Source organism: Aliivibrio sifiae, assembly GCF_002954705.1.
GTDB lineage: Bacteria > Pseudomonadota > Gammaproteobacteria > Enterobacterales > Vibrionaceae > Aliivibrio > Aliivibrio sifiae_A.
Genome location: NZ_MSCO01000003.1, coordinates 112,744 through 136,787, shown reverse-complemented (window position 1 = coordinate 136,787; position 24,044 = coordinate 112,744). Strand labels below are relative to the sequence as shown.

The 24,044-nt window shown below is 39.8% G+C and carries 21 protein-coding genes; 5 read left to right on the top strand and 16 right to left on the bottom strand.

Going from position 1 to position 24,044, the window contains the following annotated elements; all coding sequences use genetic code 11:
• Positions 1–9 precede the first annotated feature (9 nt).
• From BTO22_RS18015 to ftnA, 3 genes are all read right to left on the bottom strand, one after another.
• Positions 10–1,194 carry a BaiN/RdsA family NAD(P)/FAD-dependent oxidoreductase gene (locus BTO22_RS18015; RefSeq protein ID WP_105056680.1) on the bottom strand — a complete coding sequence of 395 codons (1,185 nt, stop codon included), beginning with the start codon at positions 1,192–1,194 and terminating at the stop codon, positions 10–12.
• A 50-nt stretch (positions 1,195–1,244) separates the two neighbouring features.
• Positions 1,245–1,583, bottom strand: a complete 339-nt coding sequence (uspB, locus tag BTO22_RS18010) for a universal stress protein UspB (protein ID WP_060993392.1) — start codon at positions 1,581–1,583, stop codon at positions 1,245–1,247.
• A 104-nt stretch (positions 1,584–1,687) separates the two neighbouring features.
• On the bottom strand, positions 1,688–2,215 hold the full coding sequence (ftnA, locus tag BTO22_RS18005; protein WP_105056679.1) for a non-heme ferritin: 528 nt from the start codon (positions 2,213–2,215) through the stop codon (positions 1,688–1,690).
• A gap of 182 nt (positions 2,216–2,397) precedes the next feature.
• Here ftnA and BTO22_RS18000 point away from each other — a divergent pair, with 182 nt between their 5' ends.
• On the top strand, positions 2,398–2,823 hold the full coding sequence (locus BTO22_RS18000) for a universal stress protein (protein ID WP_065594478.1): 426 nt from the start codon (positions 2,398–2,400) through the stop codon (positions 2,821–2,823).
• Here BTO22_RS18000 and BTO22_RS17995 read toward each other — a convergent pair.
• A complete protein-coding gene (locus tag BTO22_RS17995; RefSeq protein ID WP_105056678.1) occupies positions 2,820–3,602 on the bottom strand; it encodes a class I SAM-dependent methyltransferase in 783 nt (260 codons plus the stop codon). The genes BTO22_RS18000 and BTO22_RS17995 overlap by 4 nt on opposite strands.
• A 152-nt stretch (positions 3,603–3,754) precedes the next feature.
• On the opposite strand from BTO22_RS17995, the gene asnC reads away from it, so the two are divergent.
• Complete coding sequence (gene asnC / locus BTO22_RS17990) at positions 3,755–4,216, top strand: transcriptional regulator AsnC (protein WP_105056677.1); 462 nt, start codon at positions 3,755–3,757, stop codon at positions 4,214–4,216.
• A 245-nt stretch (positions 4,217–4,461) separates the two neighbouring features.
• On the opposite strand, the gene hemN is transcribed toward asnC, so the two are convergent.
• The 5 genes from hemN to BTO22_RS17965 form a co-directional block, all read right to left on the bottom strand.
• Positions 4,462–5,835, bottom strand: coding sequence for an oxygen-independent coproporphyrinogen III oxidase (hemN, locus tag BTO22_RS17985; protein WP_105056676.1), 1,374 nt, complete (start codon positions 5,833–5,835; stop codon positions 4,462–4,464).
• A 106-nt stretch (positions 5,836–5,941) separates the two neighbouring features.
• Positions 5,942–6,433: a DUF2489 domain-containing protein gene (locus BTO22_RS17980; RefSeq protein WP_105056675.1), complete on the bottom strand. Its 492-nt coding sequence runs from the start codon at positions 6,431–6,433 to the stop codon at positions 5,942–5,944.
• Positions 6,434–6,435: 2 nt separating this feature from the next.
• Positions 6,436–6,990 carry a Der GTPase-activating protein YihI gene (yihI, locus tag BTO22_RS17975; protein ID WP_105056674.1) on the bottom strand — a complete coding sequence of 185 codons (555 nt, stop codon included), beginning with the start codon at positions 6,988–6,990 and terminating at the stop codon, positions 6,436–6,438.
• On the bottom strand, positions 6,990–7,631 hold the full coding sequence (locus BTO22_RS17970) for a class I SAM-dependent methyltransferase (RefSeq protein WP_060993400.1): 642 nt from the start codon (positions 7,629–7,631) through the stop codon (positions 6,990–6,992). Before BTO22_RS17970 ends, yihI begins: the two co-directional genes overlap by 1 nt.
• A gap of 153 nt (positions 7,632–7,784) precedes the next feature.
• A complete protein-coding gene (locus BTO22_RS17965) occupies positions 7,785–8,402 on the bottom strand; it encodes a c-type cytochrome (RefSeq protein ID WP_060993401.1) in 618 nt (205 codons plus the stop codon).
• A 288-nt stretch (positions 8,403–8,690) separates the two neighbouring features.
• Between BTO22_RS17965 and yihA the strand changes: the two genes are divergently transcribed.
• On the top strand, positions 8,691–9,338 hold the full coding sequence (gene yihA / locus BTO22_RS17960; RefSeq protein ID WP_105056673.1) for a ribosome biogenesis GTP-binding protein YihA/YsxC: 648 nt from the start codon (positions 8,691–8,693) through the stop codon (positions 9,336–9,338).
• 403 nt (positions 9,339–9,741) lie between these two features.
• Here the strand turns inward: yihA and BTO22_RS20450 are convergent, their stop codons facing one another.
• The 5 genes from BTO22_RS20450 to recQ form a co-directional block, all read right to left on the bottom strand.
• A complete protein-coding gene (locus BTO22_RS20450; protein WP_438616993.1) occupies positions 9,742–9,789 on the bottom strand; it encodes a hypothetical protein in 48 nt (15 codons plus the stop codon).
• Between the two features lie 239 nt (positions 9,790–10,028).
• Positions 10,029–12,833, bottom strand: a complete 2,805-nt coding sequence (polA, locus tag BTO22_RS17955) for a DNA polymerase I (protein ID WP_105056888.1) — start codon at positions 12,831–12,833, stop codon at positions 10,029–10,031.
• Between the two features lie 699 nt (positions 12,834–13,532).
• Positions 13,533–14,204 carry a 7-cyano-7-deazaguanine/7-aminomethyl-7-deazaguanine transporter gene (locus BTO22_RS17950; RefSeq protein WP_105056672.1) on the bottom strand — a complete coding sequence of 224 codons (672 nt, stop codon included), beginning with the start codon at positions 14,202–14,204 and terminating at the stop codon, positions 13,533–13,535.
• Between the two features lie 138 nt (positions 14,205–14,342).
• A complete protein-coding gene (locus BTO22_RS17945; protein ID WP_105056671.1) occupies positions 14,343–14,633 on the bottom strand; it encodes a DUF3630 family protein in 291 nt (96 codons plus the stop codon).
• Positions 14,634–14,636: 3 nt separating this feature from the next.
• On the bottom strand, positions 14,637–16,472 hold the full coding sequence (gene recQ / locus BTO22_RS17940; protein WP_105056670.1) for an ATP-dependent DNA helicase RecQ: 1,836 nt from the start codon (positions 16,470–16,472) through the stop codon (positions 14,637–14,639).
• A 180-nt stretch (positions 16,473–16,652) separates the two neighbouring features.
• On the opposite strand from recQ, the gene rarD reads away from it, so the two are divergent.
• A complete protein-coding gene (gene rarD / locus BTO22_RS17935; protein WP_105056669.1) occupies positions 16,653–17,567 on the top strand; it encodes an EamA family transporter RarD in 915 nt (304 codons plus the stop codon).
• Between the two features lie 404 nt (positions 17,568–17,971).
• Here the strand turns inward: rarD and uvrD are convergent, their stop codons facing one another.
• Positions 17,972–20,176, bottom strand: coding sequence for a DNA helicase II (gene uvrD / locus BTO22_RS17930; protein WP_105056668.1), 2,205 nt, complete (start codon positions 20,174–20,176; stop codon positions 17,972–17,974).
• 152 nt (positions 20,177–20,328) lie between these two features.
• A complete protein-coding gene (locus tag BTO22_RS17925; protein WP_181044703.1) occupies positions 20,329–22,851 on the bottom strand; it encodes a class I adenylate cyclase in 2,523 nt (840 codons plus the stop codon).
• Positions 22,852–23,107: 256 nt separating this feature from the next.
• Here BTO22_RS17925 and hemC point away from each other — a divergent pair, with 256 nt between their 5' ends.
• Positions 23,108–24,043: a hydroxymethylbilane synthase gene (hemC, locus tag BTO22_RS17920; RefSeq protein WP_105056666.1), complete on the top strand. Its 936-nt coding sequence runs from the start codon at positions 23,108–23,110 to the stop codon at positions 24,041–24,043.
• The last annotated feature ends 1 nt before the right edge of the window (position 24,044 follow it).

Here is a 24,044-nt window from a genome sequence, read left to right as displayed (position 1 = left end):
TCGATAAGCTTACACATTGATCCCGGCAACGTAACCACTTGACCATGCCCATTGGAAATTATAGCCACCAAGCCACCCACTCACATCCATCACCTCTCCAACGAAGTATAAACCAGATACTTTTTTTGATTCCATTGTTTTTGATGACAATTCATCTGTATCGACACCGCCAAGAGTGACTTCGGCCGTACGATACCCTTCAGTACCATTTGGTAATACTTTCCATTGATGAATTAAAGAACACAATTGCTCTTGCTCTTTATGATTCACTTGCTTCAAAGAGCGTTCTTGAAAAATCGTCTTATTTAATAACGTTTCTACGACTCTTTTTGGTAAAAGCTTAGCTAATGAGTTTTTAACACTTTGATTTGGATGGACTTCACGCATCTTATCTAATTCTTCAGATAAGTCGTCATTAGGTAATAGATCTATTATTACTTTTTGACCTGCGTTCCAATATGAAGATATTTGTAAAATAGATGGGCCAGATAAACCACGGTGGGTAAAGAGTAAGTTTTCTTTAAAAGAATCACCACTTTCTGATTCTACAACAACAGGGATTGCTATCCCTGATAGCTCAGAAAAAGCCTCTTTATCTTCTTTATGAAGGGTAAATGGAACAAGACCAGCCGTTGTCGGTATCATAGCCAAACCAAATTGCTCTGCTAATTGATAACCAAACGGAGTAGCTCCAAGTTTAGGCATAGATAAACCTCCTGTTGCAACAACAAGAGACTCACATTCAATAGTATCGGTATCTAATTTTAATGAGAAACCAGAGTCTTTCTTAATAACGTCTGAGATAGCACAACGGTAACGGTAATTAACACCCGCCAATTCACATTCTTTAAGCAGCATATCGACAATCTCTTTCGCTGAATCAACGCAAAATAATTGTCCATGATCGCGTTCTTCAAATTCAATACCGTACTTAGAAATCAATGAAATGAAATCCCAGTTAGTGTATTGAGATAATGCAGACTTTACAAAATGCGCATTCTTACAAACATAGTTATGAGCAGTAACATCGTAGTTAGTAAAATTACAGCGACCACCACCTGAAATCAGGATTTTTCGGCCAGGTTTTTTAGCATGATCAACCACTAATACACTGCGGCCCCTCTTACCTGCTTCTGCTGCACAAATTAATCCCGCAGCACCGGCACCGATAACTACTACGTCTACTTTTTTCATGTCACTCTCAACCACAAATTCAATTGGCAGGGAGTGTACTATTATCGGCGCTAGATGCCCAAACTAATTACTAAGAAAAACACCGCTACACTTACGAGCAGCAACGCACTAGAGAGCATAAATAAATAACGTGCTTTTTCACATTTGAAGACAAAGAGTGTGTCGTAATGATCCAGGTACTCTTCTTGCCAGAGATACTGAAATAGTTTGGTTTGTTTACCGATGTTACCGTGAGTAGTAAAGAAACCTCGGCCATCCACCTGTTGGTATAGCATTGGGTGGGCTTCTTTCATCACAAAAAGGAGTGTTTTTAATGTGCTCAAATAACGAATAATATTGATACCCGTTACTGAAAATAATGCTAATAATATAAGGTCGCCACTTATCATAATCACCTCTGACATACTTGTTCTGTGTGCTTAGGAAAGTAACGACCCTATGCGCTTATGTATCTATAGAAGATATTACGCGCTTACTACATGTGGGGTGAAACTTACCCAGCAGTGTTATCCATAATAGATGTAGAGCCAGATTTTGCTAATACCGCTAAATCTTTATCGATAAAGAATAACGCTTTACCGTCTTCACCTACCAAGTCAATTTTATCTAAAATACCTTTGAATAATTTCTCTTCTTCATGCTGCTCTGCTACATACCACTGAAGAAAATTAAACGTTGAGTAATCTTGAGAAGTAAAGGCTACATGAGCCAGTTTATTGATCTCTTGTGTGATCATTTGCTCATGCTCTAGCGTGGTACGAAATACATCACCTAAACCAGAAAACTCTGATTGTGGTGCTTCAATCGCTCCTAAAATAGGCATTGCTCCCGTCTCACTTACATAAGTAAATAGACGCTGCATATGTTCCATTTCTTCTGTTGCATGCGCTCTAAAAAATGACGCAGCACCATCAAATCCTTTACCTTCACACCAAGCACTCATTTGTAAGTATAGGTTAGATGAGAAAAATTCTAGGTTAATTTGTGCATTTAGATGATCGATCATCGTTTTAGCTAACATATTCAGGTTCCTTTATGAGCTATTTACATTCAAAATTCATACAACTATAACATAACTCACCCATGACTTGATTAATCAATAATCATCAATCAGAACGAGATCTAAACGACAAAAAAAGAATAGATCTGGTGCTAATCTATGTTTATGAACAGATTCCATATTGGATTTATAGGAGAAACATCATGAGTTACCAACATATTCTTGTCGCTGTCGATTTAACAGAAGAGAGTAAATCATTGGTCACTAAAGCTGCGGGCTTAGCCAAAGCGCTAGAGGCTAAAGTTTCTTTTATTCACATTGATGTGAGCTATGCAGAACTATATACCGGCTTAATTGATATCAACCTTGCTGAAACACAGCACCAAGCGATGGAAGCCTCGAAAGAAGCAATGAAGCACTTGGTTGAGTTTGCTGAGTACCCTATTCATAAAACATTGGTCAGCAGTGGCGATTTAAGTAATGAATTATGTGAGGCTATTGATAATCTTGATGTCGACCTTGTCGTGTGTGGTCATCACCAAGATTTCTGGAGTAAGTTATTATCATCAACCAGACAAGTTATTAATACCTGCCCAATTGATGTATTGGTTGTGCCATTTAAAGACTAAGACTTCATACCTGCATTTACATACACGTCGAAACGGTTCTTTTTCGTTTCGATTGCCATTGATGGCTTTTGATTATCTAGCCATTCAGCGTAATCAGGTCGTTTAACAACAACACGTTTGGTTGCCATTAATAATGCCGGCGCTAACAATGCATCGGCATCATTATCTGCACCTACTAATGATTGAAAAACTCGCATCTCTTTTTTTACTAATGCGCTTTTCTTTTTGTTTTCTGGGTGCGGGTACATTGGGTCAAGGTAAACCACGTCAGGCTGAACAAAATCATCTTGAGCCATTAATTGAGCTAGTGCATCATGACTCGACGCATGCAACAAAGACATTCGCTCAGAAACCCACGCCCCAATATCTGCATCTTGTTTTGCACGGGCTAACCCATCATCAAGCAAAGCTGCAACCACAGGGTGACGCTCTACCATTTGCACTTTACAACCCAAAGAAGCTAATACAAACGCATCACGGCCTAATCCAGCCGTACCATCGAGAACAATCGGAGTTGCCCCTTTATTCAATCCAACTGCTTTTGCTATTGACTGCCCTTTACCACCACCAAATTTACGGCGATGCCCAACCGCACCTGAAACTAAATCTACAAATATTGCACCGAGTTTAGATTCATCTCTTTTTCGTAGCTCAAGCTGCTCTGTGGTTAATACCAATGCAAAAACATTCTCTTCGTCATGCGTTAACCCCCAGCGAGCGGCAATCGCCTCTAACTCAGGTTTACGGGTTTGGTCTTCACACAATAACACTATTTGCACAGGGTACTCCAACAGGCTCAATCAATTAGGAACAACAAGCGCCTATGGTAATAGATATTAATAAAAACGACTAGATAAAGTGCTCGCTGAACGCTTTATCTTAGGGTAGTTTAAATAGTTAGATACTTTTAGGTACAGGGATAAAGCACCTCATGAACAACACTAGTAAAATCGATGATCTTGACCGAGCAATTCTACAAGCCTTGATGAATGATGCTCGAACCCCTTACGCTGAATTAGCTAAGCGCTTTGACGTTAGCCCTGCAACTATCCATGTACGAATTGAAAAGATGAAATCGGCAAAAATCATCGAAGGCACTGAAGTTATCGTGAATCCTAAAACCTTAGGTTACGATGTGTGTTGTTTTATTGGTATTAATTTATACGCAGCTCGTGATTATCACTCAGCTCTCGCTAAATTAGATGCCTTAGAAGAAGTGGTCGAAGCGTACTACACGACTGGCGCTTACAATATCTTCGTGAAACTGATGTGTAAGAGTATTCAAGAGCTTCAATTTGTATTGATTGACAAGCTACAGGCGATTGAAGAAGTGCAATCAACAGAGACGCTGATTTCGTTGCAGAATCCGATCAGTAGGAATGTGAAGCCGTAAAGACTATACGTTGCGCTAACTAGAACGCTTCGCTCTAGAAACTATAAAAACAAAAGCACTGACGATGTAATAAAGGCGATTCACATCAACCGTACTAGCTCTTATAGCCTCTAGTTAGCGCAGCGTATAGTTTCTAGCTTCCAAAAAAAACCGCAGGTGCATCAACACCTACGGTTTCAAATTCTTAAACAAACAATTAGGTTTTCACAGGACCATAGGACCGCTCTTCACCGTTTTATCCGCTCTTAGATAACTCTAGAAAACTGCTGCTGACGCGCACGGTCTCGTAAGTACTTATCAAAACACATACAAATATTACGGATCAATAAACGACCGCGTAATTCAACATCAATACGCCCTTCATGCATTGTCACTAATTCATCGTTAATAAACGTTTGCAGCAATTTAATGTCTTCAGCAAAGTATTTATCAAAGTCTAAATTAAACTCCGCTTCAATCGCTTTGGTATCTAGTGTGAAATTACAGATAAGTTGTTTGATTACTTCACGACGAATTAAATCATCTTGGTCAAGCGCAACACCACGCCACAGAGCGTGACGTTTTTCATCAACCTGAGCGTAGTATTCTTTTAAGTCTTTTTTGTTCTGTGCATAGCTGTCGCCAATCATTGAGATAGCTGATACGCCCATCCCCAATAAGTCACACTCACCTTGAGTGGTGTACCCTTGGAAGTTACGGTGAAGAATGCCTTCACGTTGTGCAACTGCTAGTTCATCATCAGGTAGTGCAAAGTGATCCATACCGATAAACTGGTAGCCTGCGCCTGTTAAGTTCTCGATGGTTTCTTGCAACATGACTAACTTCTCAGCGGGTGCTGGTAAGTCAGCGTCTTTAATCTTACGTTGAGCGGCAAACAAAGTTGGCATGTGTGCGTAGTTAAACACAGACAAACGACCCGGTTCCATCTCAAGCACACGCTTAATGGTTAACGCTAAAGATTCTGCAGATTGCTTTGGTAGGCCGTAAATCAAATCAAGATTGGTTGAGCGGAAACCTAAGTCTTTTGCTCGTTGTACCATAGAGATAATAAAATCTTCATCTTGATCGCGGTTAACCAAAAGCTGAACTTCTTTATTGAAATCTTGTACACCAATACTTAAACGGTTGAAGCCTTCATCACGTAGATGATCAAGCATATCCAATTCAATTTCACGCGGGTCAACTTCAATGCTGATCTCTGCGCCTTCTTCAAAGTTAAACTCATCACGTAATAAATTCATAAGACGCGTAAATTGCACCTTAGTTAAAAAGGTAGGCGTACCACCACCAAAATGCAATTGCGTTACTTTACGTTCAGTAAACAGTGCTGCACGCTGACGGATTTCTAGTTCTAGTGAATCTAAATAAATATCCGCTTTATGGTGATGACGAGTAATCACTTTATTACAGCCACAGAAATAGCATAGCTTGTGGCAGAATGGGATATGAATATAAAGAGACAATGGGCGCTCAGGGTACTGAGTACACGCCATATCGAATTCAGCAGGAGTATAAGCTTCGTGAAACTCTAAAGCGGTTGGGTAAGAGGTGTAACGTGGACCTGAGTAGTTATACTTCTCAATGATCTCTTGGTCCCATACTATTTGTTGATTTGACATGACTAACTTCCATCTCTTTATATCTGCATTGACACTATTCCTGCATCATAAAGCATTTGCTTCACAAAGCCGATGACTTCAATGCAGTGATAAATAGAAGTGTCGATCAGATCATTTTAATATCAATTTTTTGATTCAGTGGCTTAATACGATCATGCAATTGTTGAATTTCAATTTTAATCGTATCTTGCAGACGAGCTTCCGCTTTAGTTCGAACTAAATTATCTTTCATTCGCTCTTGCTTAGCGAGTTCTTGTCTTGCATCACCACGTGGCATGTCTTTAACAACATGAAATAATTCAGATAAGGCCGGGTAATCTTGCTCTACATCAATACGGTCATCTTCTTGTAGATAATCCATAATGCTGTACAAGCGAATAGACAGCTCAGAGTAATCACATTGCTCTTGCATTCCTGCTTGGCAAAGTAAAACCACATTCTCAAAAATATTGGCGTTACGTTTTTGTATCGCCAATTTTCTGTGTTGTTCTTGCAGTTCCTTCTGCTTTTTTAACTTCATCAGTAAGCTGCCAGCATAACCAGCTAGCGCAAGAATAATTGCACCGCCAAGCAGTGCTAACAGGGTTACTGTAGACATAATTATTTAAAATCGTCCATATTGAAGTTATCGAATTCTGCCAGTAGATCATCATCGCTTTTCGCTTTACGATCTTCAAATTCTGGGAATTCTGCAATCTCTTCTTCTGATTCTGTTTCTTCGTCATCTAATAAGCCTAAACGACCCATTAAGTGTTCGATACGTGCTAATTTCTCATCTACGTATTTCTGAAGACCTGTACCTAGGTTTTCACCATTATCGATACGATCCAGAAGAACCATTAGCTGTGCATCATTTTCTAGCATTGCTAACTCTTGTTCGTTCGTTAGACGACGCTCTTGCTTACTTGTTTTCTTCTTCTCTTCAACAACAAGTTGAATTGGCTTTTTACTACCAATACGAGGATCTTTTTTCTGAGCGAAACGACGCGCTTGTTCTGCATTACTTTCAGCATTACGAGCACCGGCTTTTAGGCCTTTACGTTTTCTTTTACGCTTAATTTCACGACTGTCTACGTCACGATCGGTACGGTTACGTGTAACAACAACTGGCTCACTCGCCATTCCCGGAGTACGGGCTTTTTTAGTACGGCTCATTACTGGGTTTTCCTCAGTAAGATGACATCATTTCCAACAAACTCTAGGTCAAGTTGGTAGCGCTTTGCTACAAACTCAAACGTTTCTCTGCTGAAAAAGCTGACATGGGTTAAATCATTCTTGTAATGCCAAGTGGCAAACGCGCTTTCGTCCCTGGCTAGTTTCGTCATGATACCTAACCAACCACCAGGTTTCACCAAGCTCAATAACAATTCCAATTCGTTTTGAGGTTGATAAAAATGCTCAATCGCTTCTGTACAACTGACGAAGTCATACTGCTTAGTAAGCACGTGCTTATCTGGGGCGTAATAAATATCATAGAGTTCGACATGGTGACCCGCTTCTCTCATCATATGAGCAAGCAATGGTCCAGGGCCACATCCAAAGTCTAGTCCCTGTTGAGGTGTCTCACCAACACGCAATAACAAAGGCTCAGCAAATCGTGATAAGAAGGTTCTATACCCTTCATCGTCAAGATTGTTTTCATGGAGATCGTAGTGAGCTTTCTCTGTCTCTGGGTCTAAACGATCCGCCTCATCCACATAAACAAGATAACATTGCTGACAACGATAATAACGTCGACGCTTATCTTGATGGAAGTCATCAGCCTGTGAATGCTGACACAAAGGGCAAGATTGCATATAAACTCACTCCACTGCCTGAAAATTCTAGGGCGGGAAGTATACCCGATACTGGTGCAAAGATAATCGTTTTAACGCCTTTTTCATAAAAAAAAGCAGCTACGAGAGCTGCTTCTTCAAATTTGCTCTTAATTATCGAGCTTACATTAACAATTAATGTAGGCCACCAACATATTTAGATAATGTTGTAATATCTTCATCAGTCAGCTTTTTCGCGATATCGCGCATCATGCCATTCATATCATTTGCACGATCGCCCGCTCTGAATTTTTCTAACTGTGCCTTAACATAATCAGAATGTTGACCTGAGATTTTAGGGAACCCTGACAGTGATGTACCATTGCCACGAGGTCCATGACAAGCAACACACGCTGTAATTCCACGCTCCATATCACCCGCTAAATACAAAGCTTTGCCTTCTGGGATAGATTCTTCAGGCGTTGTATTATCGGCCATTGGTAAAGAAGCATAATACGCTGCGATGTCTTTTGCTCCTTGCTCATCAACACCCATTGCCATTGCACCCATTACAGGATCCATACGACCTTGTTTACCTTGAGTTTGCATGCCCAATTTAAATTCATTGATTTGCTTCTCAAGATAGCCTGCATGTTGGCCTGCTAAGTTAGGGTATTGAGTCAAAGTACTGTTACCTTCTTGACCATGACAAGCTGTACATGTTGCAGATTTTTGCTTTCCAGCTTCGATATCTCCTTGAGCCCATGTTGAGCAACTAGCTAGGAGAGTTAATATCAGCGCTAATTTTTTCATGACATTCCATTTTATTATTATCGTTCCCTCACAATGAGTTATCCTTGTAAACAGGATTTATTTACATTGTGTTGGATATTAAGCTTCCAGTACCGCTCTAAATTGGCTACAGCATGGTACAATGAGCGACCTTTACCGTTTTTATTACAAGTTTGTCACTACAACGTTAATTGTGACATCCTTACTGCGGTTATTTTACACATTTTCACAAAAAAGTAATCAGCTGACTACAATAATCCTACTTGGATCATTATCTACAGCTTGGTTTCCTTCGAGACGGAGTTAACAGTGAGCAAAATCATTCACTACCAAAAGACGCACTTCATTACGAGTGCACCAGATATTCGCCATCTACCTGAAGATGAAGGTATTGAAGTTGCCTTCGCTGGCCGTTCGAATGCGGGTAAATCAAGCGCATTAAACCGCTTAACAAACCAAAGAGGCTTAGCAAAAACGTCTAAGACTCCTGGTCGTACGCAGTTGATTAACTTATTCAAAGTTGATGAAAACTGCCATATCGTAGATTTACCAGGATACGGCTTTGCTCAAGTTCCTATTGAGATGAAGAAGAAATGGCAGAAGTCTTTAGGTGAATACCTACAAAAACGTCAGTGCTTAAAAGGCTTAGTAGTATTGATGGATATCCGTCATCCGTTAAAAGACATCGACCAACAACTTGTATTTTGGGCGGTTGACCAAAATATTCCAGTACAAATCTTGTTAACAAAAGCAGACAAACTAAAAAGCGGCGCGCGTAAAGCTCAAGTACTTAAAGTACGTGAAGCGGCAGTTGATTTTGGTGGTGAAGTGGTTGTTGATGCGTTTTCTTCATTGAAGGGCATTGGTGTTGATATTCTTCGCGCGAAGCTAGACACATGGTTTGCACCGGCTTTTGAAATTGATGAGGAATTCATCGAAGGTCTAGATGCTGAATAAAAAGCATACGTAGATACAGCCTGTGACAAAATAAAACCCCCACCTATAGCAGGTGGGGAAATGGGAGAAATAAAGAGGTGTTATTGTTTTTCTTCCGCGCATAATGCAACAATCTTCCCTTTGAAACAAACCCCTATAAAATTCAAATTCTCCTTCTAAGCCAATAACGCATTTCAAAGCTATAAATTCGCCTCAAAACCACTCATTAAAAATTTTATTTGTTTAAAAATAATGAGTTAAGATAATTATGTAAATTAATTATCAATATCATAACTTGTTGTAAAATTACAGAAAGTGAAAAATAAGAAGAAATAGAAAATGCAGAAAAAATTGGAAGATTAATTTTGAAGGGGCCAGAAAGAAAAAACGCCCCAGTCAAAAAGGTTGACTGAGGCGGTTGAATTTAGCCAAATCCAATAACGTGAAACAAAAGGTCTGAAAGATAGAACATCTTTACCTCTGTACCCTACGCAGATAAATGTACAACAAACGAGCAGTTTTGAAAACCTTTTTTTGTAATTTTTTTTCAGTTTTGTTCATAAAAACACAACAAACACCTGACATAGCTCACTTTATTTTAGGCAAAAAAAAGCCAACGCGTGCGCTGGCTCATAGTTTTAATTTCAGGTGTAACTGAATTACAATCTAATCAGTAACACTTTACTCATCTTTCATGATTAGCACTTTGGATTAATGTGCTTCGTCCCAGTTATCACCAAAATCACTATCTGCAATTAATGGGACATCTAACGTCACTGCTCCTTCCATTAATGCTGTCACTTGTTTAATAACTTCCTCTAATGCATCTTCTTTCACTTCGAATACTAATTCATCGTGTACTTGCATTAATAAGTTAACTCGACCATTACCTTCCGCTTCAATCCAGTTATCCACTAGAATCATCGCTTTTTTGATAATGTCCGCTGCAGTACCTTGCATTGGCGCATTGATTGCTGCACGTTCTGCAGCTTTACGTCGCATCCCATTACGAGCGTTAATTTCAGGTAGATGCAGACGACGCCCGTATAGGGTTTCAACATAACCTTGCTCCGTTGCTAGCAAACGAGTTTCTTCCATATACTGCATTACACCAGGATAACGCTCAAAATACACATTCATGTAATCTTGTGCTTCACCACGAGGGATGCCTATTTGCTTCGCAAGGCCAAACGCACTCATGCCATAGATTAACCCGAAGTTAATGGCTTTTGCTCGGCGACGATCTTCCGATGTCACCTCTTCAATCGGTACACCTTTTACTTCTGCAGCCGTTGCTGAGTGAATATCTTTACCTGCTGAAAACGCTTCTAGTAACGCTCTATCTTGAGATAAATGCGCCATGATACGAAGTTCAATTTGAGAATAATCGACTGCTAAGATTTTCCAACCATGAGGAGCCACAAACGCTTGACGAATACGGCGACCTTCTTCGTTACGAATTGGAATATTTTGTAAGTTTGGATCAGTCGATGATAAACGCCCCGTCGCTGTTACCGCTTGATGATAAGAGGTATGTACACGACCCGTAGACGGATTTATCATCTTCGGTAGTTTATCTGTATAGGTTGATTTCAACTTGGCTAAACCACGGTATTCTAAAATCAGCTTAGGAAGTTCATACTCTAAAGCCAATTCTTGCAGTACTTCTTCATTGGTTGATGCAGCACCTGATGGCGTCTTTTTAATAACTGGTAGTTCCATTTTCTCAAATAGAATCGCTTGAAGCTGTTTTGGAGAGTTCATGTTGAACTCTTGTCCTGCAACTTCATACGCCGCTTTTTCTAACTCATCAAGACGCTGGCCAATCTCAAGTGATTGTGCAGAAAGCAGCATGTCATCAATATAAACCCCTTTTCTTTCCATACGAGAAAGAACAGAAATCAAAGGAAGCTCAATATCAGTAAAGACGGTATTTAATTTTTCATCCGCTACTAATTTTGCGTGCAATACATTATGTAGACGCAGTGTGATGTCAGCATCTTCCGCCGCATAAGGTGCCGCTTCATCTAATGCAATTTGGTTAAACGTAAGTTGTTTCTTACCTTTACCTGCGATCTCTTCAAATGAAATCGTATTATGCTGTAAGTAACGCAGTGCTAGGCTATCCATGTTGTGCTTACCAGCGACGCTGTTATAAACGTATGACTCCAACATGGTATCGAATTTAATGCCTTTCATTTCGATATCATAACGCGCCAATACACTTGCATCGTATTTTAAGTTTTGACCCACTTTTGCTTTGCTGTCATCTTCTAAATACGGTTTTAATTGCTCAAGAACCCAATCACGATCAAGTTGCTCAGGGGCATCAAGGTAGTCATGAGCAACAGCCACATACGCCGCTTCACCTTCTTCGATGGCAAATGACAGACCAATTAGGTTAGCCACCATGTAATCTAGACTGTCAGTTTCTGTATCAAATGCAGCCACTTCAGCATTGTTTAATTTTTCTAACCACGACAAGAAAGCGTCTTGGGTCAAGATAGTTTCATACTTTGAGCGATCAACTTGAGCTGCAACAATTGTTTCTTCTTCAGCTTCATTAGCGCTGTCTGATGATGAGCTTACCGCTCGATTTGCTGATGTTTCATGTGAAACGATCTTGCCATCACTGCCGTCCAGCATTTCCGTAAGCCAACGCTTAAAATTCATTTGACCAAACATCTGAATTAACTCATCCACATTTGGCTCTTGTTTTACAAGATCTTCAGGGGTTTGCTCTAATTCAACATCAAGCTTAATCGTTGCTAGTTCATAAGAAAGGTAAGCCCCTTCTTTATTCTCTTCTAACTTCTTCGCCATGCCTTTTGAGCCACGGAAGCCTAATGGTGCTATATCATCAAGGTTGGCATAAAGCGCATCTAAGCCACCCACACCTTGCAATAGTGCTCTTGCTGTTTTGTCACCAATGCCAGGAACGCCCGGAATGTTATCTGAGGTATCACCCATTAGTGCGAGATAATCAATAATCAGCTCTGGTGGAACGCCGAATTTCTCTTCAACGCCTTCAGGCCCCATGATCACATTTGTCATGGTATTAATAAGTGTTACGTTTTCATCAACCAGCTGTGCCATATCTTTATCACCAGTACTGATCAGTACTGGAATACCCGCTTTCGATGCTTGAGATGCTAATGTACCAATCACATCATCGGCTTCTACACCTGAGATAGAGATCAATGGTAGGCCCATTGCTTTGATCAATTTATGTAAAGGCTCTATTTGGCAACGTAAATCATCTGGCATTGGCGGACGATTTGCTTTGTATTCTGGATACATATCATTACGGAAGGTTTTTCCTTTCGCATCAAAAATAACCGCAACACGATCCGTTTCAAATTGTTTAAGAAGACTACGTAGCATGTTGATAACGCCATACACCGCACCCGTTGGTTGGCCGTCGCCATTAGTAAAATTAGGCGCTGCGTGATACGCACGGAAAAGATACGAAGAGCCATCCACTAAGATGAATGGATTATCAGGAATTCTTGCCATAGTCGGTATTATCCAGAAGTTATTATGATCAATGAGTTTCATTTTATACCCAAGCCACATCAAAATGCTGCTCTTCATTCCTTTTTTCTCATTTTATTTATCAAAAGTTCACATTACATTTATAACTCATCTGTGGATAACTCTGTTTGTAATTATTTTTCGCGCAATTAATAACTATTTTATCAGTTCAAAAAAAGCAGATTAAAAACCAAAAAATCAAAAACTTAGTTCAACTAAAACGATCAACAAAGAGATCCTCACTTGATCATCCCTTGTGGACAATAATATTAACCATGACATTTACTATTAAAAAACTGATCATTTAAAAGCGTATGTTTTTCTAAAAAATGGGCTAACAACTCAAAAAAAAGACAAAAAAAAGCGGCGTCTTCGTAAAGAAGCGCCGCTCAGCAAAAAGAGAATAATGGCAGTCGTTAACTTAGAAACGTCACCACTACTCATATAGCTGATTTACACTGGAAGCAATGTGAGCAATGTCGTGCCTTCTTGAAATAGTGCGGGGTAACTTGTGTTTGCGTTATTCCCTGAAGACAAGGTAATAATAACCATTCTCACTTGCATTGCAATGGTTAAATGAGAAAAGATCTCACTTAATTTTTCAACACATTAATAATCAATAAGATAGAAAATAAAAAAGGCCAGCAAATTGCTGACCTTGGTATACATTTTAGTGAAACTCTACGACTGAGAAGGCTGAGTTGCTAATTGATGCCCTTCTGACGTTAACTTACGAATCAAGTAATTCAGTAGCACACCATACATTGGAACAAATAAGCCTAAGCTAATCACTAATTTTACACCGTAATCAACCAGCGCAATTTCAGTCCAGTGTTCTGCCATGAAAGCATCAGGGCTGTGATAAAAAGCAATAGCAAAGAATGCTAAGGTATCTATCGCATTACCAAACAATGTTGAACATGTTGGAGCAACCCACCACTGTTTTAGCTGACGAAGACGGTTAAACACATGAACATCTAATATCTGTCCAAGTAAATAAGCCATAAAGCTTGCGATCGCAATACGAGCAACAAACAAGTTAAATTCACCCAGTTGTGAAAAACCTTGATATTGACCTTCAAAGAAAATAACCGATAAGAAATAAGAGACCGCTAATGCAGGCAACATAACAAAGAAGATGATACTTCTTGCCATTTTTGCCCCAAAGATACGAACCGTTAAGTCTGTTGCTAAGAAAATGAAGGGAAAAGTAAATGCACCCCATGTGGTGTGAAACCCAAACAAAGTGAATGGGATCTGAACCAAATAGTTACTAGATGCAATAATTACAAGGTGGAATACTACAAGGAAAGATAAAGCGTTGCGCTGTTGCGCGGGCGTAAATGTACTCATATAAGTACCTTTTTGTCATTGGGGGCGAGGGAACCCAAATTAAACACAAAGCTAAAATCACCGTTTATTTACGTAATGACTCTAGCCAATTTTCAGGGCGGTGATTATACATTAACCGCTTTTGATCACAAGAGCCGCTTAAAACAAACCTGCAATAAACGCCAACTCTTCTTGATGTTCGGTGCAAGCTAAGGCTTCAAGCCATACCGAATTCGAATAATGCTCAGCGCGTAGCATAAATTGTGCGCCTTCAAAGTCGATTAACCAAGAATGTAAGTCTGCATCCATCTGTTGTTCTGTGACTTTGGCATCCATGGCGCTCACTAACTGCTTACCTATCGTCTCAAAAGAATCAAAATCAAACTCTGGAATAGAAAAGATGATCCGTCCTGCGTCTTTATCAAACTCAACCACTGAAAATAGACTCATGACTTATCCTTGTCCGGTAATGTGCATTTCAATTAAATCCAAGAATGGATCGGCGTATTTTTCTAGTTTCTTTTGCCCTACGCCATTAACCGCCAACATTTCACCATACGAGGTCGGCGTGATATCAGCCATGTCCATTAAGGTTGCATCACTGAACACCACATAAGGAGGCAGATCATCACGATCTGCAATCGATTTACGCAATTTTCGTAACTTGGCAAACAGCTGTTTATCATAATGACGATTATTTAATTTCTCTGACTTAGCCGTTTTCGCAGCAGTATCTAATCGCGGAACGGCAAGTTCTAACGCTTCTTGCCCCTTTAAAATTGGGCGAGCTTCTTCGGTTAATTGCAGTGTCGAATTTCGGGTAATATTTTGAGCTAATAAGCCTTTATGAATCAATTGGCGAATAATACTAACCCAGTACTCATGACTGTGTTCTTTACCAATACCATAAGTCGATAACTTATCATGACCATGTTCACGGATACGGGCGATTTTTAGTCCCCTGAGTACTTCCACCACATAACCAACACCAAAACCTTGGTTTACTCGATATACACAAGATAATGCTTTTTGCGCCGCTTCTGTGCCATCAAATTGTTTTGGTGGGTCTAAACACACATCACAGTTACCGCAAGGCTTAGCGCTGTATTCTCCAAAGTAGTTTAAGAGTACTTGGCGACGACAAGTTTGGGCTTCAGCAAAGGCGGTCATGGCATTTAACTTATGACTCTCTACCAGTTTTTGTGGCCCTTCTGGCTTCTCTTCTACCAGTTTTCTTAGCCATACTATATCTGCAGGATCATACAACATCACCGCTTCAGCAGGCAGACCATCACGTCCTGCTCTACCAGTTTCTTGGTAGTAAGATTCAATGTTCTTAGGAATATCAAAGTGTGCGACAAAACGGACGTTTGATTTATTGATCCCCATACCAAAGGCAACCGTAGCAACAACGATCTGAATATCATCACGCTGAAATGCTTCTTGAACATAATTTCGCTCATCCAAATCCAAACCTGCATGATAAGAAGCTGCACGAATGTGGTTATTGCAGAGTTTCTCAGTCAGCATTTCTACTTTTTTACGACTGCCACAATAAATAACACCACACTGATTTTTCTGCGTGGCAAGATAATGAACAATTTGGCTAACTGGTTTGTGTTTCTCTAACACGGTATAACGAATGTTAGGGCGATCAAAGCTACCCAAATATTCATGAGGATTAGGTAATGAGAGACGATTTAAAATATCTTTACGAGTAGCTTCATCAGCCGTCGCCGTCAGTGCCATAATTGGAACATTAGGAAAACGCTGTTTTATTTGTCCAAGTGACGCATATTCTGGACGGAAATCATGCCCCCATTGTGAGATACAATGCGCTTCATCGACCGCTATCATGCAAAGATTTAAAGATTCAAGACGTTCCATGAAATCACGCATCATCACACGCTCAGGCGAGACGTATAACATCTTAACTTGGCCTGAATTAATACGATTCCAAATCGCGATCTGCTCATCACGACCAATCGTCGAGTTCAAACACTCCGCTTTGACGCCATCAGCCTTAAGTTGATCAACTTGGTCTTTCATTAATGAGATTAATGGTGAAATAACTAACGTTAATCCATCAAATACCAATGCTGGAATTTGATAACACAGTGATTTACCACCACCAGTAGGCATAATAACCAAGCTATCTTGACCATCAAGGACAGCATTGATGACTTCTTCTTGCCCAACACGAAATTCTTGATAGCCAAAAACGTCTTTTAAAACAGTGTAACTCTGCGATACCTGTTTCATTGGCTGCTCTGCGATAATGCTGGACATAAAAAACTCATCAATACTATGGGAGGCTCATTCTACCTATGCTTATTGGTGAGGAAAAGAGCAATAGGAAAATACTAGGCACATTCGACACTGACCTCTATACTCCCCCAACAACAATTCATACAAGGTGTGATCATAAAAACACCTTTTTTATTACATTACTTCGTTAAGAATTTGCTTATGCCTACCACTGAAATCGAACAACAGCGCACTCGTCAGGGTGTTTTTTTTGCTCTTAGCGCCTATACCATGTGGGGCATTGCACCTATTTATTTTAAAACCATTAGTGAAGTTTCTCCTTTTGAAATCTTGAGTCATCGTGTTATTTGGTCTTTCTTTTTTCTTGCTGGACTATTATGCGTATCTAAAGGCTGGAAAACCGTTGCTAATACACTAAAAGATAAAAGAAAAATGGGTTATTTGATGACAAGTAGCGTATTAATAGGAGCAAATTGGCTAATTTTTATTTGGGCAGTAACCGCAGACCACATGCTTGATGCCAGTCTTGGTTATTTCATTAATCCTATTTTTAATGTCATGTTAGGTATGCTGTTTTTAGGGGAAAGGCTACGAAAACTACAATGGCTTGCTGTAATTTTTGCTGCTATTGGTGTGCTAATCCAACTAGTAACCTTTGGCTCAATCCCTACCGTGGCATTGGCGCTAGCTTGTAGCTTTGGTTTTTATGGCTTATTACGAAAAAAAGTCGCTATGGATGCACAATCAGGCTTATTTATTGAGACCTTAGTTCTATTGCCGATAGCTACAACTTATTTATTATTTATCGCAAATTCTCCGACTTCTGATTTCACAACGAATTCCACAAACCTAAATTTGCTATTAATTGCTGCAGGTATTATCACAACCGTCCCTTTACTTTGCTTTACTGGTGCTGCGACTCGATTAAAACTAACCACATTAGGTTTCTTTCAATATGTTGGACCAAGCTTGATGTTTATTCTTGCGGTTGGTTTATACGATGAAGTTTTTAGTGCAGATAAGGCCACTACCTTTGGATTCATTTGGTGTGCATTGATTATCTTTACAACTGATGCATTTATCATCAACAAAAAGAAAAAACAAATACAACCCTAGTGCAAAAACAATAAACAAACAAAATTACAGCATTTACACTGTGTTTTTTCGATTTATGTTTTATTTTTGTCATTTTAACAAAGAAAACCAAACCTAGCCGTGAAATTTACCCCTTAATATGTGACACTAAGCCAATAATAATATTATAAATAATTGATAGTATTGTAAATAGGTTGAAACTATGACTAGGTGTAAAAATTGTAAAGCGGAATTACCGTTATTACCATCTAAAAGAAGCTTTGTAGAAAGACATATAACACAACGCAACACAAAGAAATTTAAATGTCATGAATGTAATGAATTACAATTTACGAGTCCCTTTGATTCAGTAAAAACAGACATGGCAAAATAAAAAAAGAGAGCGAATTCGCTCTCTTTTTTTATACTCTACGTATAACTTTATATTACATTGACTCTAACTTCGCATATTGAGTAACAAGCCATTTAATACCTTCGCCATTAAAGGCAACTTGTACTCTACCTTGTGCACCTGCACCTTCGAAGTTAATGATCGTACCTTCACCAAACTTAGGATGTTTAACTCGTTGACCTAGTGCATAACCGGTTTCATTAAAGTTATTATTAATCGCTTTTTGACCAAATCGACCCTCAGATGAACTTTCTTGAGAACCATAACTACCGTAAGAACCCGTTCGGCTTACTTTCGCCTTCATACGAACTTCTTCAACACAATTCGTTGGTAGTTCTTTAATAAAACGTGACGGCTTATGGTATTTCTCTTGACCATATACACGGCGAGTTTCTGCATAAATAATGTATAGCTTTTCCATCGCACGCGTCATACCAACATAACAAAGACGACGCTCTTCTTCTAAACGACCCGCTTCTTCTGCCGACATTTGGCTTGGGAACATACCTTCTTCAACTCCGACCATAAATACTAATGGGAATTCCAACCCTTTAGCACTATGCAAGGTCATCAGTTGAACTGCATCTTCAAATTCATCCGCTTGACCTTCCCCCGACTCTAATGCTGCATGAGTTAGAAAAGCCGTTAAGTCAGTCATCTCTTCCGCTTCTTCTGGCTTATCAAACTGACGAGTCGCCGTTACCAATTCTTCCAGGTTTTCAATACGTGCTTTTGATTTTTCGCCTTTCTCTTGCTCATACATGGTAAACAGTCCTGAGCTTTTAATCACTTGGTCCGTTTGTTCATGTAAACGACAATCACGAGTATCGTCTTCTAATGCATTAATTAGTTCGATAAAACGGCTTAGCGCCCCCGCAGCACGACCCGGTAATACTTGCTCTTCAATCAAAGCAAGGCTGGCTTGCCACATGGTCGTCCCACGTTCACGCGCAGCAAAACGTACCGTTTCTAATGTTTTATCACCCAAGCCACGCGTTGGTGTATTTACAACACGCTCAAAAGCCGCATCATCATGGCGATTGTTCATTAAACGAAGGTAAGACAAAGCATCTTTGATCTCTTGTCGTTCGAAGAATCGCATACCACCATAAATTCGATACGGTAATCCTGCTTGAATTAAGGCTTCTTCTAATACACGAGATTGGGCGTTATTACGGTATAAGAATGCAGAATCTTGCAGAGTGCCACCGTTATCGCGCCACTCTTTAATTTTACCTACAGCAAAACGAGCTTCATCCATTTCGTTATAAGCAGAATAAATAGAAATCAAATCGCCATCAGCATCTTCAGTCCATAACTTCTTACCCATGCGCTCAGTGTTATTACTGATCAGTTCATTGGCGGCGTTTAGGATGTTAGCTGTTGAGCGATAGTTTTGCTCTAAGCGAATGGTTTTTGCTCCCACAAATTCATCTAAGAATTTCTGAATATTTTCGATCTGAGCACCACGCCAACCATAGATAGACTGATCATCATCACCCACGATCATCACTTTACAATCAGCACCCGCCATCATACGTAACCATGCGTATTGGATGTTGTTGGTATCTTGGAATTCGTCGACCAAAATGTGCTTAAAACGCGCTTGATAATGCTCACGAACGTGTTTGTGATCACGCAGTAATTCGTGAGCACGAAGTAAGATTTCAGCAAAATCAACCAGACCTGAACGATCACACGCTTCTTGATAAGCGGTATATACTTTTAACCATGTTTGAGCGATAGGATCATTAAAGGTATTAATCTGATGAGGACGTAATCCTTCGTCTTTCTTGCCATTAATAAACCAAGCTGCTTGACGCGCAGGCCAGTTCTTATCATCCAAGTTCTGAGCTTTGATCAAACGTTTCAATAAACGTTGTTGATCATCAGAGTCTATAATTTGAAAGCCTTCAGGTAATTTCGCATCCAGATAATGTGCACGAAGAATACGATGACAGATACCATGGAAAGTACCGTTCCACATTCCGCCCGCACTGCCATGCATTAACTCTTCAATACGACCACGCATTTCTGCTGCCGCTTTGTTAGTAAACGTCACTGACATAATAGAGAAGGGAGAAGCTTGCTCGATTTGCATTAACCATGCGATACGATGAACAAGTACTCGAGTTTTACCACTACCAGCACCCGCAAGTACAAGCATGTTTTCTAACGGAGCGGCTACGGCTTCGCGCTGTTTGTCATTAAGACCATCAAGAAGAAAAGAAACGTCCATCACATCACACTGGTTATTTATACATGTGAGTGAAGTATATACTGAAATGAGGTGAGACCCAACCTAGAGGTCAGATTTGCTTTTGAATTGAACAAAGCTAAGACTGACTAGCAGCCTAACTTTGTTTATTTTATGCTTTATTTAGAGATAAATTACACTTGCTTTGATTTACATTGTTGCTGTCCACTGCGGTAAGAAAGCACTGACGCTTCTTTTATATCACTGTAAACCACTTCATAAAATTGAGGTAAATTAAAGTTCACTTTATCTGGGAATTCTAAATCAATATTATTACGACTTGAGGTGTAGTAATGATTAATACTATTCACCATGTCATCTTTGCTGCCGTAGCACTCATGATAAATTTCAATCTTATTATCTTCATCTAAGACGTAAATATTAAAACCATCATCATTATAGTCTGAGGCATCAAAGAAGAACTGAATGAGTCCTTCACTCGCAAATGAATCCACGACATCAGGAATAACAACACCACTATTATCACCTAAAGGTATTGTCGTTGAACCAATCGCTTTATTAGTTGAAATACTTGAATAAAATTGTACTGAATCTTCTAATTTCTGAATAGATACACCACGACGCTCAAAGAACAAGCCATACATAGTCGATCCAATTTTAATGCCCTTAAAGCGACGACGCTTTTCGTTATTTTCGACAGGTTTTAAACGAAGTTCGATACATTCAGCCAATAGTTGGTAAATGTTGTTACGGATAATGCCACGCATTTGTTTGCTATAGCAAAAAACATCAACCGATTCAGGACGAGCTGCATCTTGATGCATTTTGCATAATACCGTTTTCAGAGCATCAAGAATTGCCGTCTCACCACTAAAATTAAGCGTTCTAACTTCATGCCATGAGTTTCGATATACTAAATCCACGCTACCAATAAGATTGTTCTGCTCGCTACCGCAACTAAAGATATCTGCATCCGTCTGATTCATACGCTCAGGCTTCATCTTCAATGTTTCAGTAGGATCACTTTCTAAATTGATAAATATTGATAATTGGCGAACCTCACATGGGCTACCTAACTCTTCTTTGGTCGGCTGTGGCATATGCACAGAAAATGTATTTCTTAAGTCGCTTACCATTTGGTAAAACTTATCAATATTCAGGTCGGCTTGGCGTACAACCGCATCTAATCGTGTTGATTCTGTCAGCAACCCATTAAAGAATGCCCACGCCACCAATTTACTTAAGTATCTATTATGCTCTAATTGCTTTGCACCCATCAATTCTTTAGCGATTAATGGTTGTTTATATACATACCAACCCGCTTTATTAACGCTAGTATCTTGCACTTCAATAAAGCTTAAATCAGCTTCATGCAGATCAGGGGAAATTTGTGGATTAAGTAAAGTAACCTTACCAGGAAGCTCTTCAAATGCAGCGTAAAGCTTACGAGCAAGAATACTGATATCCTCGGGGCTAATCGACGATGTTATGTCATTATTACGCGCAAAACGGATCAAGTTACGGTAACTTTGCATTAAGGCTTCAAGCAAATCATTATGTGATTTTTTAACTTGCTCAACCTTCCATGTACGACGAGAATCAAGCTCAACTATCGTTGCTTGAGACCACCCCCATTGTGATGTTAGCTCTGTTAACACCTTACGACGCCACTCAACTGAACCTTGTCCTTGCTTACGAGACAGTTTCTCATGAGTTTTTAAATAAAAGCTACGACGTACAAGTTCTAAACGAGCCATATCATTGGTTCGCTCAAGGTACCGCGTTACTTTTTCTAGCATTAAATAATACGCATCCATACCATAGAGATCTGGCTCATCGGCAAAAAAACGACGTTTACTATCAATACTTAATAATTGAGTGTGTGGGTATTCCCAAGAATAGGCTTCCAATAAAATCGCTTTTAATACCGATTTGAACGGTGAGTCGATACTTTTATAAAGTTGCCACAAGCTCGACCCAAAATACTCTTCAGCAGGGATATGATTTAGACGACCAAAGTCAATCCACTCTTCTTTTCTAATTACACCTTGCTGACAAAGCTGATCAACATATTCGTCATAGCTTTCTTCCATTTCTGGAGGAATGATCTGCCATAATAATTGTTGCCCACCAAGACATACTGCGGTTCGATAAAACTCATCAAGTAACAACAGATGCTGTGAAGACCCACAGTTATCTCCTGTCATTTCTTCAGAATAAGTGTCACGGAAACGCGTTTGTTCCATCAAGAAAAAATTTGCTTCAATATAAAACTGCGCAGCCCACTCAGTCAGAGCATCGCATTTTTGTTGCAAGAGGATTTTTTTCTCTGCTGGAAGGTGCTCTGGTATACACACCCAAATATCAAGATCACTGGTGACAGTTTGTCCGATAGATGAAGTACTGCCCATTGAATACAAACCAAGAATATTGCCTTGGTTAGAAGTAGAAAGAGGATAACGAAGCGTCAGTTGAGCCATCCACTCACGCTGTTTCTTATTTGCATGAAATTGTTTAATACCACTAGGTGCACCTTCAATAAACCCCGGAAGCTCCGAGTGATTGAAATGCAGCAGCAATGGCAATTGATGGAAGATCTCTTGCCCAAGTGGTTTCATTAATGCTAACGCGCGATCTATACGCTGTTCAGTAAGACGCTGTTGTCGGGCGATTAATGTTTCAATATAGGTTTGCAAATAGAAAGCCTGGCTCATCTTTGTCATCAATGATGACGATTCATATTGAACATAACTCGTCCAATACCGACTATAAAACGTGATCAAGATAACATTTTTCATTACTGGCGTAAAGTTTACGCATTAAGCGCAATCCTAGGTCTCCTAGTAATTGCGGTGTTGTTTTTAACCTATAATCACACTGTTGTCATCCTGTATTTTCACCTCACCCTCAAGTAGTGGTAGGATAAGGTAATTATTTTGATCGGATACTACTATGTCACAGCAATTACCAGTTCGTATTGCCACTCGTAAAAGCCCTTTAGCTCTATGGCAAGCTCATTTTGTTAAAGACGCGCTACAGTCTCTTCACCCTGGTTTGGAAGTAGAATTAGTTACCATGGTAACTAAAGGTGACATCATTCTTGATACACCATTAGCAAAAGTTGGCGGAAAAGGATTATTCGTAAAAGAACTTGAAGTTGCGATGCTAGAAGGTCGCGCAGATCTTGCGGTTCACTCAATGAAAGACGTGCCCGTTGAGTTTCCTGAAGGATTAGGTTTAGTCACAATTTGTGAGCGTGAAGACCCACGAGATGCATTCGTATCTAATACTTATACTTGTATTGAAGACTTACCACTAGGTTCAGTTGTTGGTACTTGTAGTTTACGTCGCCAATGCCAGTTACAAGAAGCGCGTCCAGATTTAATTATTAAAGAACTTCGCGGTAATGTAGGTACTCGTCTAAAGAAATTAGACGATGGTAATTATGACGCGATCATTCTTGCCTGTGCAGGTCTTATTCGTCTTGGTCTAGAAGATCGAATCAAAAGCTCAATTGAACCAGAGCAATCGTTACCTGCTGTTGGCCAAGGCGCTGTCGGTATTGAAACTCGCCTAGATGACACTCGTATTCGTGCTCTACTTGAACCACTTAATCACCCAGAAACAGCACATCGTGTATTGTGTGAGCGAGCAATGAACAACCGTCTTGAAGGTGGCTGTCAGGTTCCGATCGGTAGTTATTCATTAATTGACGGTAACCAGATTTGGTTACGCGCTTTAGTTGGAGAACCGGACGGCACTATCATGGTTCGTGGCGAAATTACGGGGCCAGTGTCAGATGCTGAAGCATTAGGTACGCAATTGGCTGAGCAACTACTTAACGATGGCGCGAAAGATATTTTAGATCGCCTATACGCAGACGCTTAAT

Bases quoted from the DNA above. Each gene is read 5' to 3' on its own strand.
- BTO22_RS18015 (WP_105056680.1), bottom strand. From the start codon at position 1,194: ATGAAAAAAGTAGACGTAGTAGTTATCGGTGCCGGTGCTGCGGGATTA.
- uspB (WP_060993392.1), bottom strand. From the start codon at position 1,583: ATGATAAGTGGCGACCTTATATTATTAGCATTATTTTCAGTAACGGGT.
- ftnA (WP_105056679.1), bottom strand. From the start codon at position 2,215: ATGTTAGCTAAAACGATGATCGATCATCTAAATGCACAAATTAACCTA.
- BTO22_RS18000 (WP_065594478.1), top strand. From the start codon at position 2,398: ATGAGTTACCAACATATTCTTGTCGCTGTCGATTTAACAGAAGAGAGT.
- asnC (WP_105056677.1), top strand. From the start codon at position 3,755: ATGAACAACACTAGTAAAATCGATGATCTTGACCGAGCAATTCTACAA.
- hemN (WP_105056676.1), bottom strand. From the start codon at position 5,835: ATGTCAAATCAACAAATAGTATGGGACCAAGAGATCATTGAGAAGTAT.
- BTO22_RS17980 (WP_105056675.1), bottom strand. From the start codon at position 6,433: ATGTCTACAGTAACCCTGTTAGCACTGCTTGGCGGTGCAATTATTCTT.
- yihI (WP_105056674.1), bottom strand. From the start codon at position 6,990: ATGAGCCGTACTAAAAAAGCCCGTACTCCGGGAATGGCGAGTGAGCCA.
- BTO22_RS17970 (WP_060993400.1), bottom strand. From the start codon at position 7,631: ATGCAATCTTGCCCTTTGTGTCAGCATTCACAGGCTGATGACTTCCAT.
- BTO22_RS17965 (WP_060993401.1), bottom strand. From the start codon at position 8,402: ATGAAAAAATTAGCGCTGATATTAACTCTCCTAGCTAGTTGCTCAACA.
- polA (WP_105056888.1), bottom strand. From the start codon at position 12,833: ATGGCAAGAATTCCTGATAATCCATTCATCTTAGTGGATGGCTCTTCG.
- BTO22_RS17950 (WP_105056672.1), bottom strand. From the start codon at position 14,204: ATGAGTACATTTACGCCCGCGCAACAGCGCAACGCTTTATCTTTCCTT.
- BTO22_RS17945 (WP_105056671.1), bottom strand. From the start codon at position 14,633: ATGAGTCTATTTTCAGTGGTTGAGTTTGATAAAGACGCAGGACGGATC.
- recQ (WP_105056670.1), bottom strand. From the start codon at position 16,472: ATGTCCAGCATTATCGCAGAGCAGCCAATGAAACAGGTATCGCAGAGT.
- rarD (WP_105056669.1), top strand. From the start codon at position 16,653: ATGCCTACCACTGAAATCGAACAACAGCGCACTCGTCAGGGTGTTTTT.
- uvrD (WP_105056668.1), bottom strand. From the start codon at position 20,176: ATGGACGTTTCTTTTCTTCTTGATGGTCTTAATGACAAACAGCGCGAA.
- hemC (WP_105056666.1), top strand. From the start codon at position 23,108: ATGTCACAGCAATTACCAGTTCGTATTGCCACTCGTAAAAGCCCTTTA.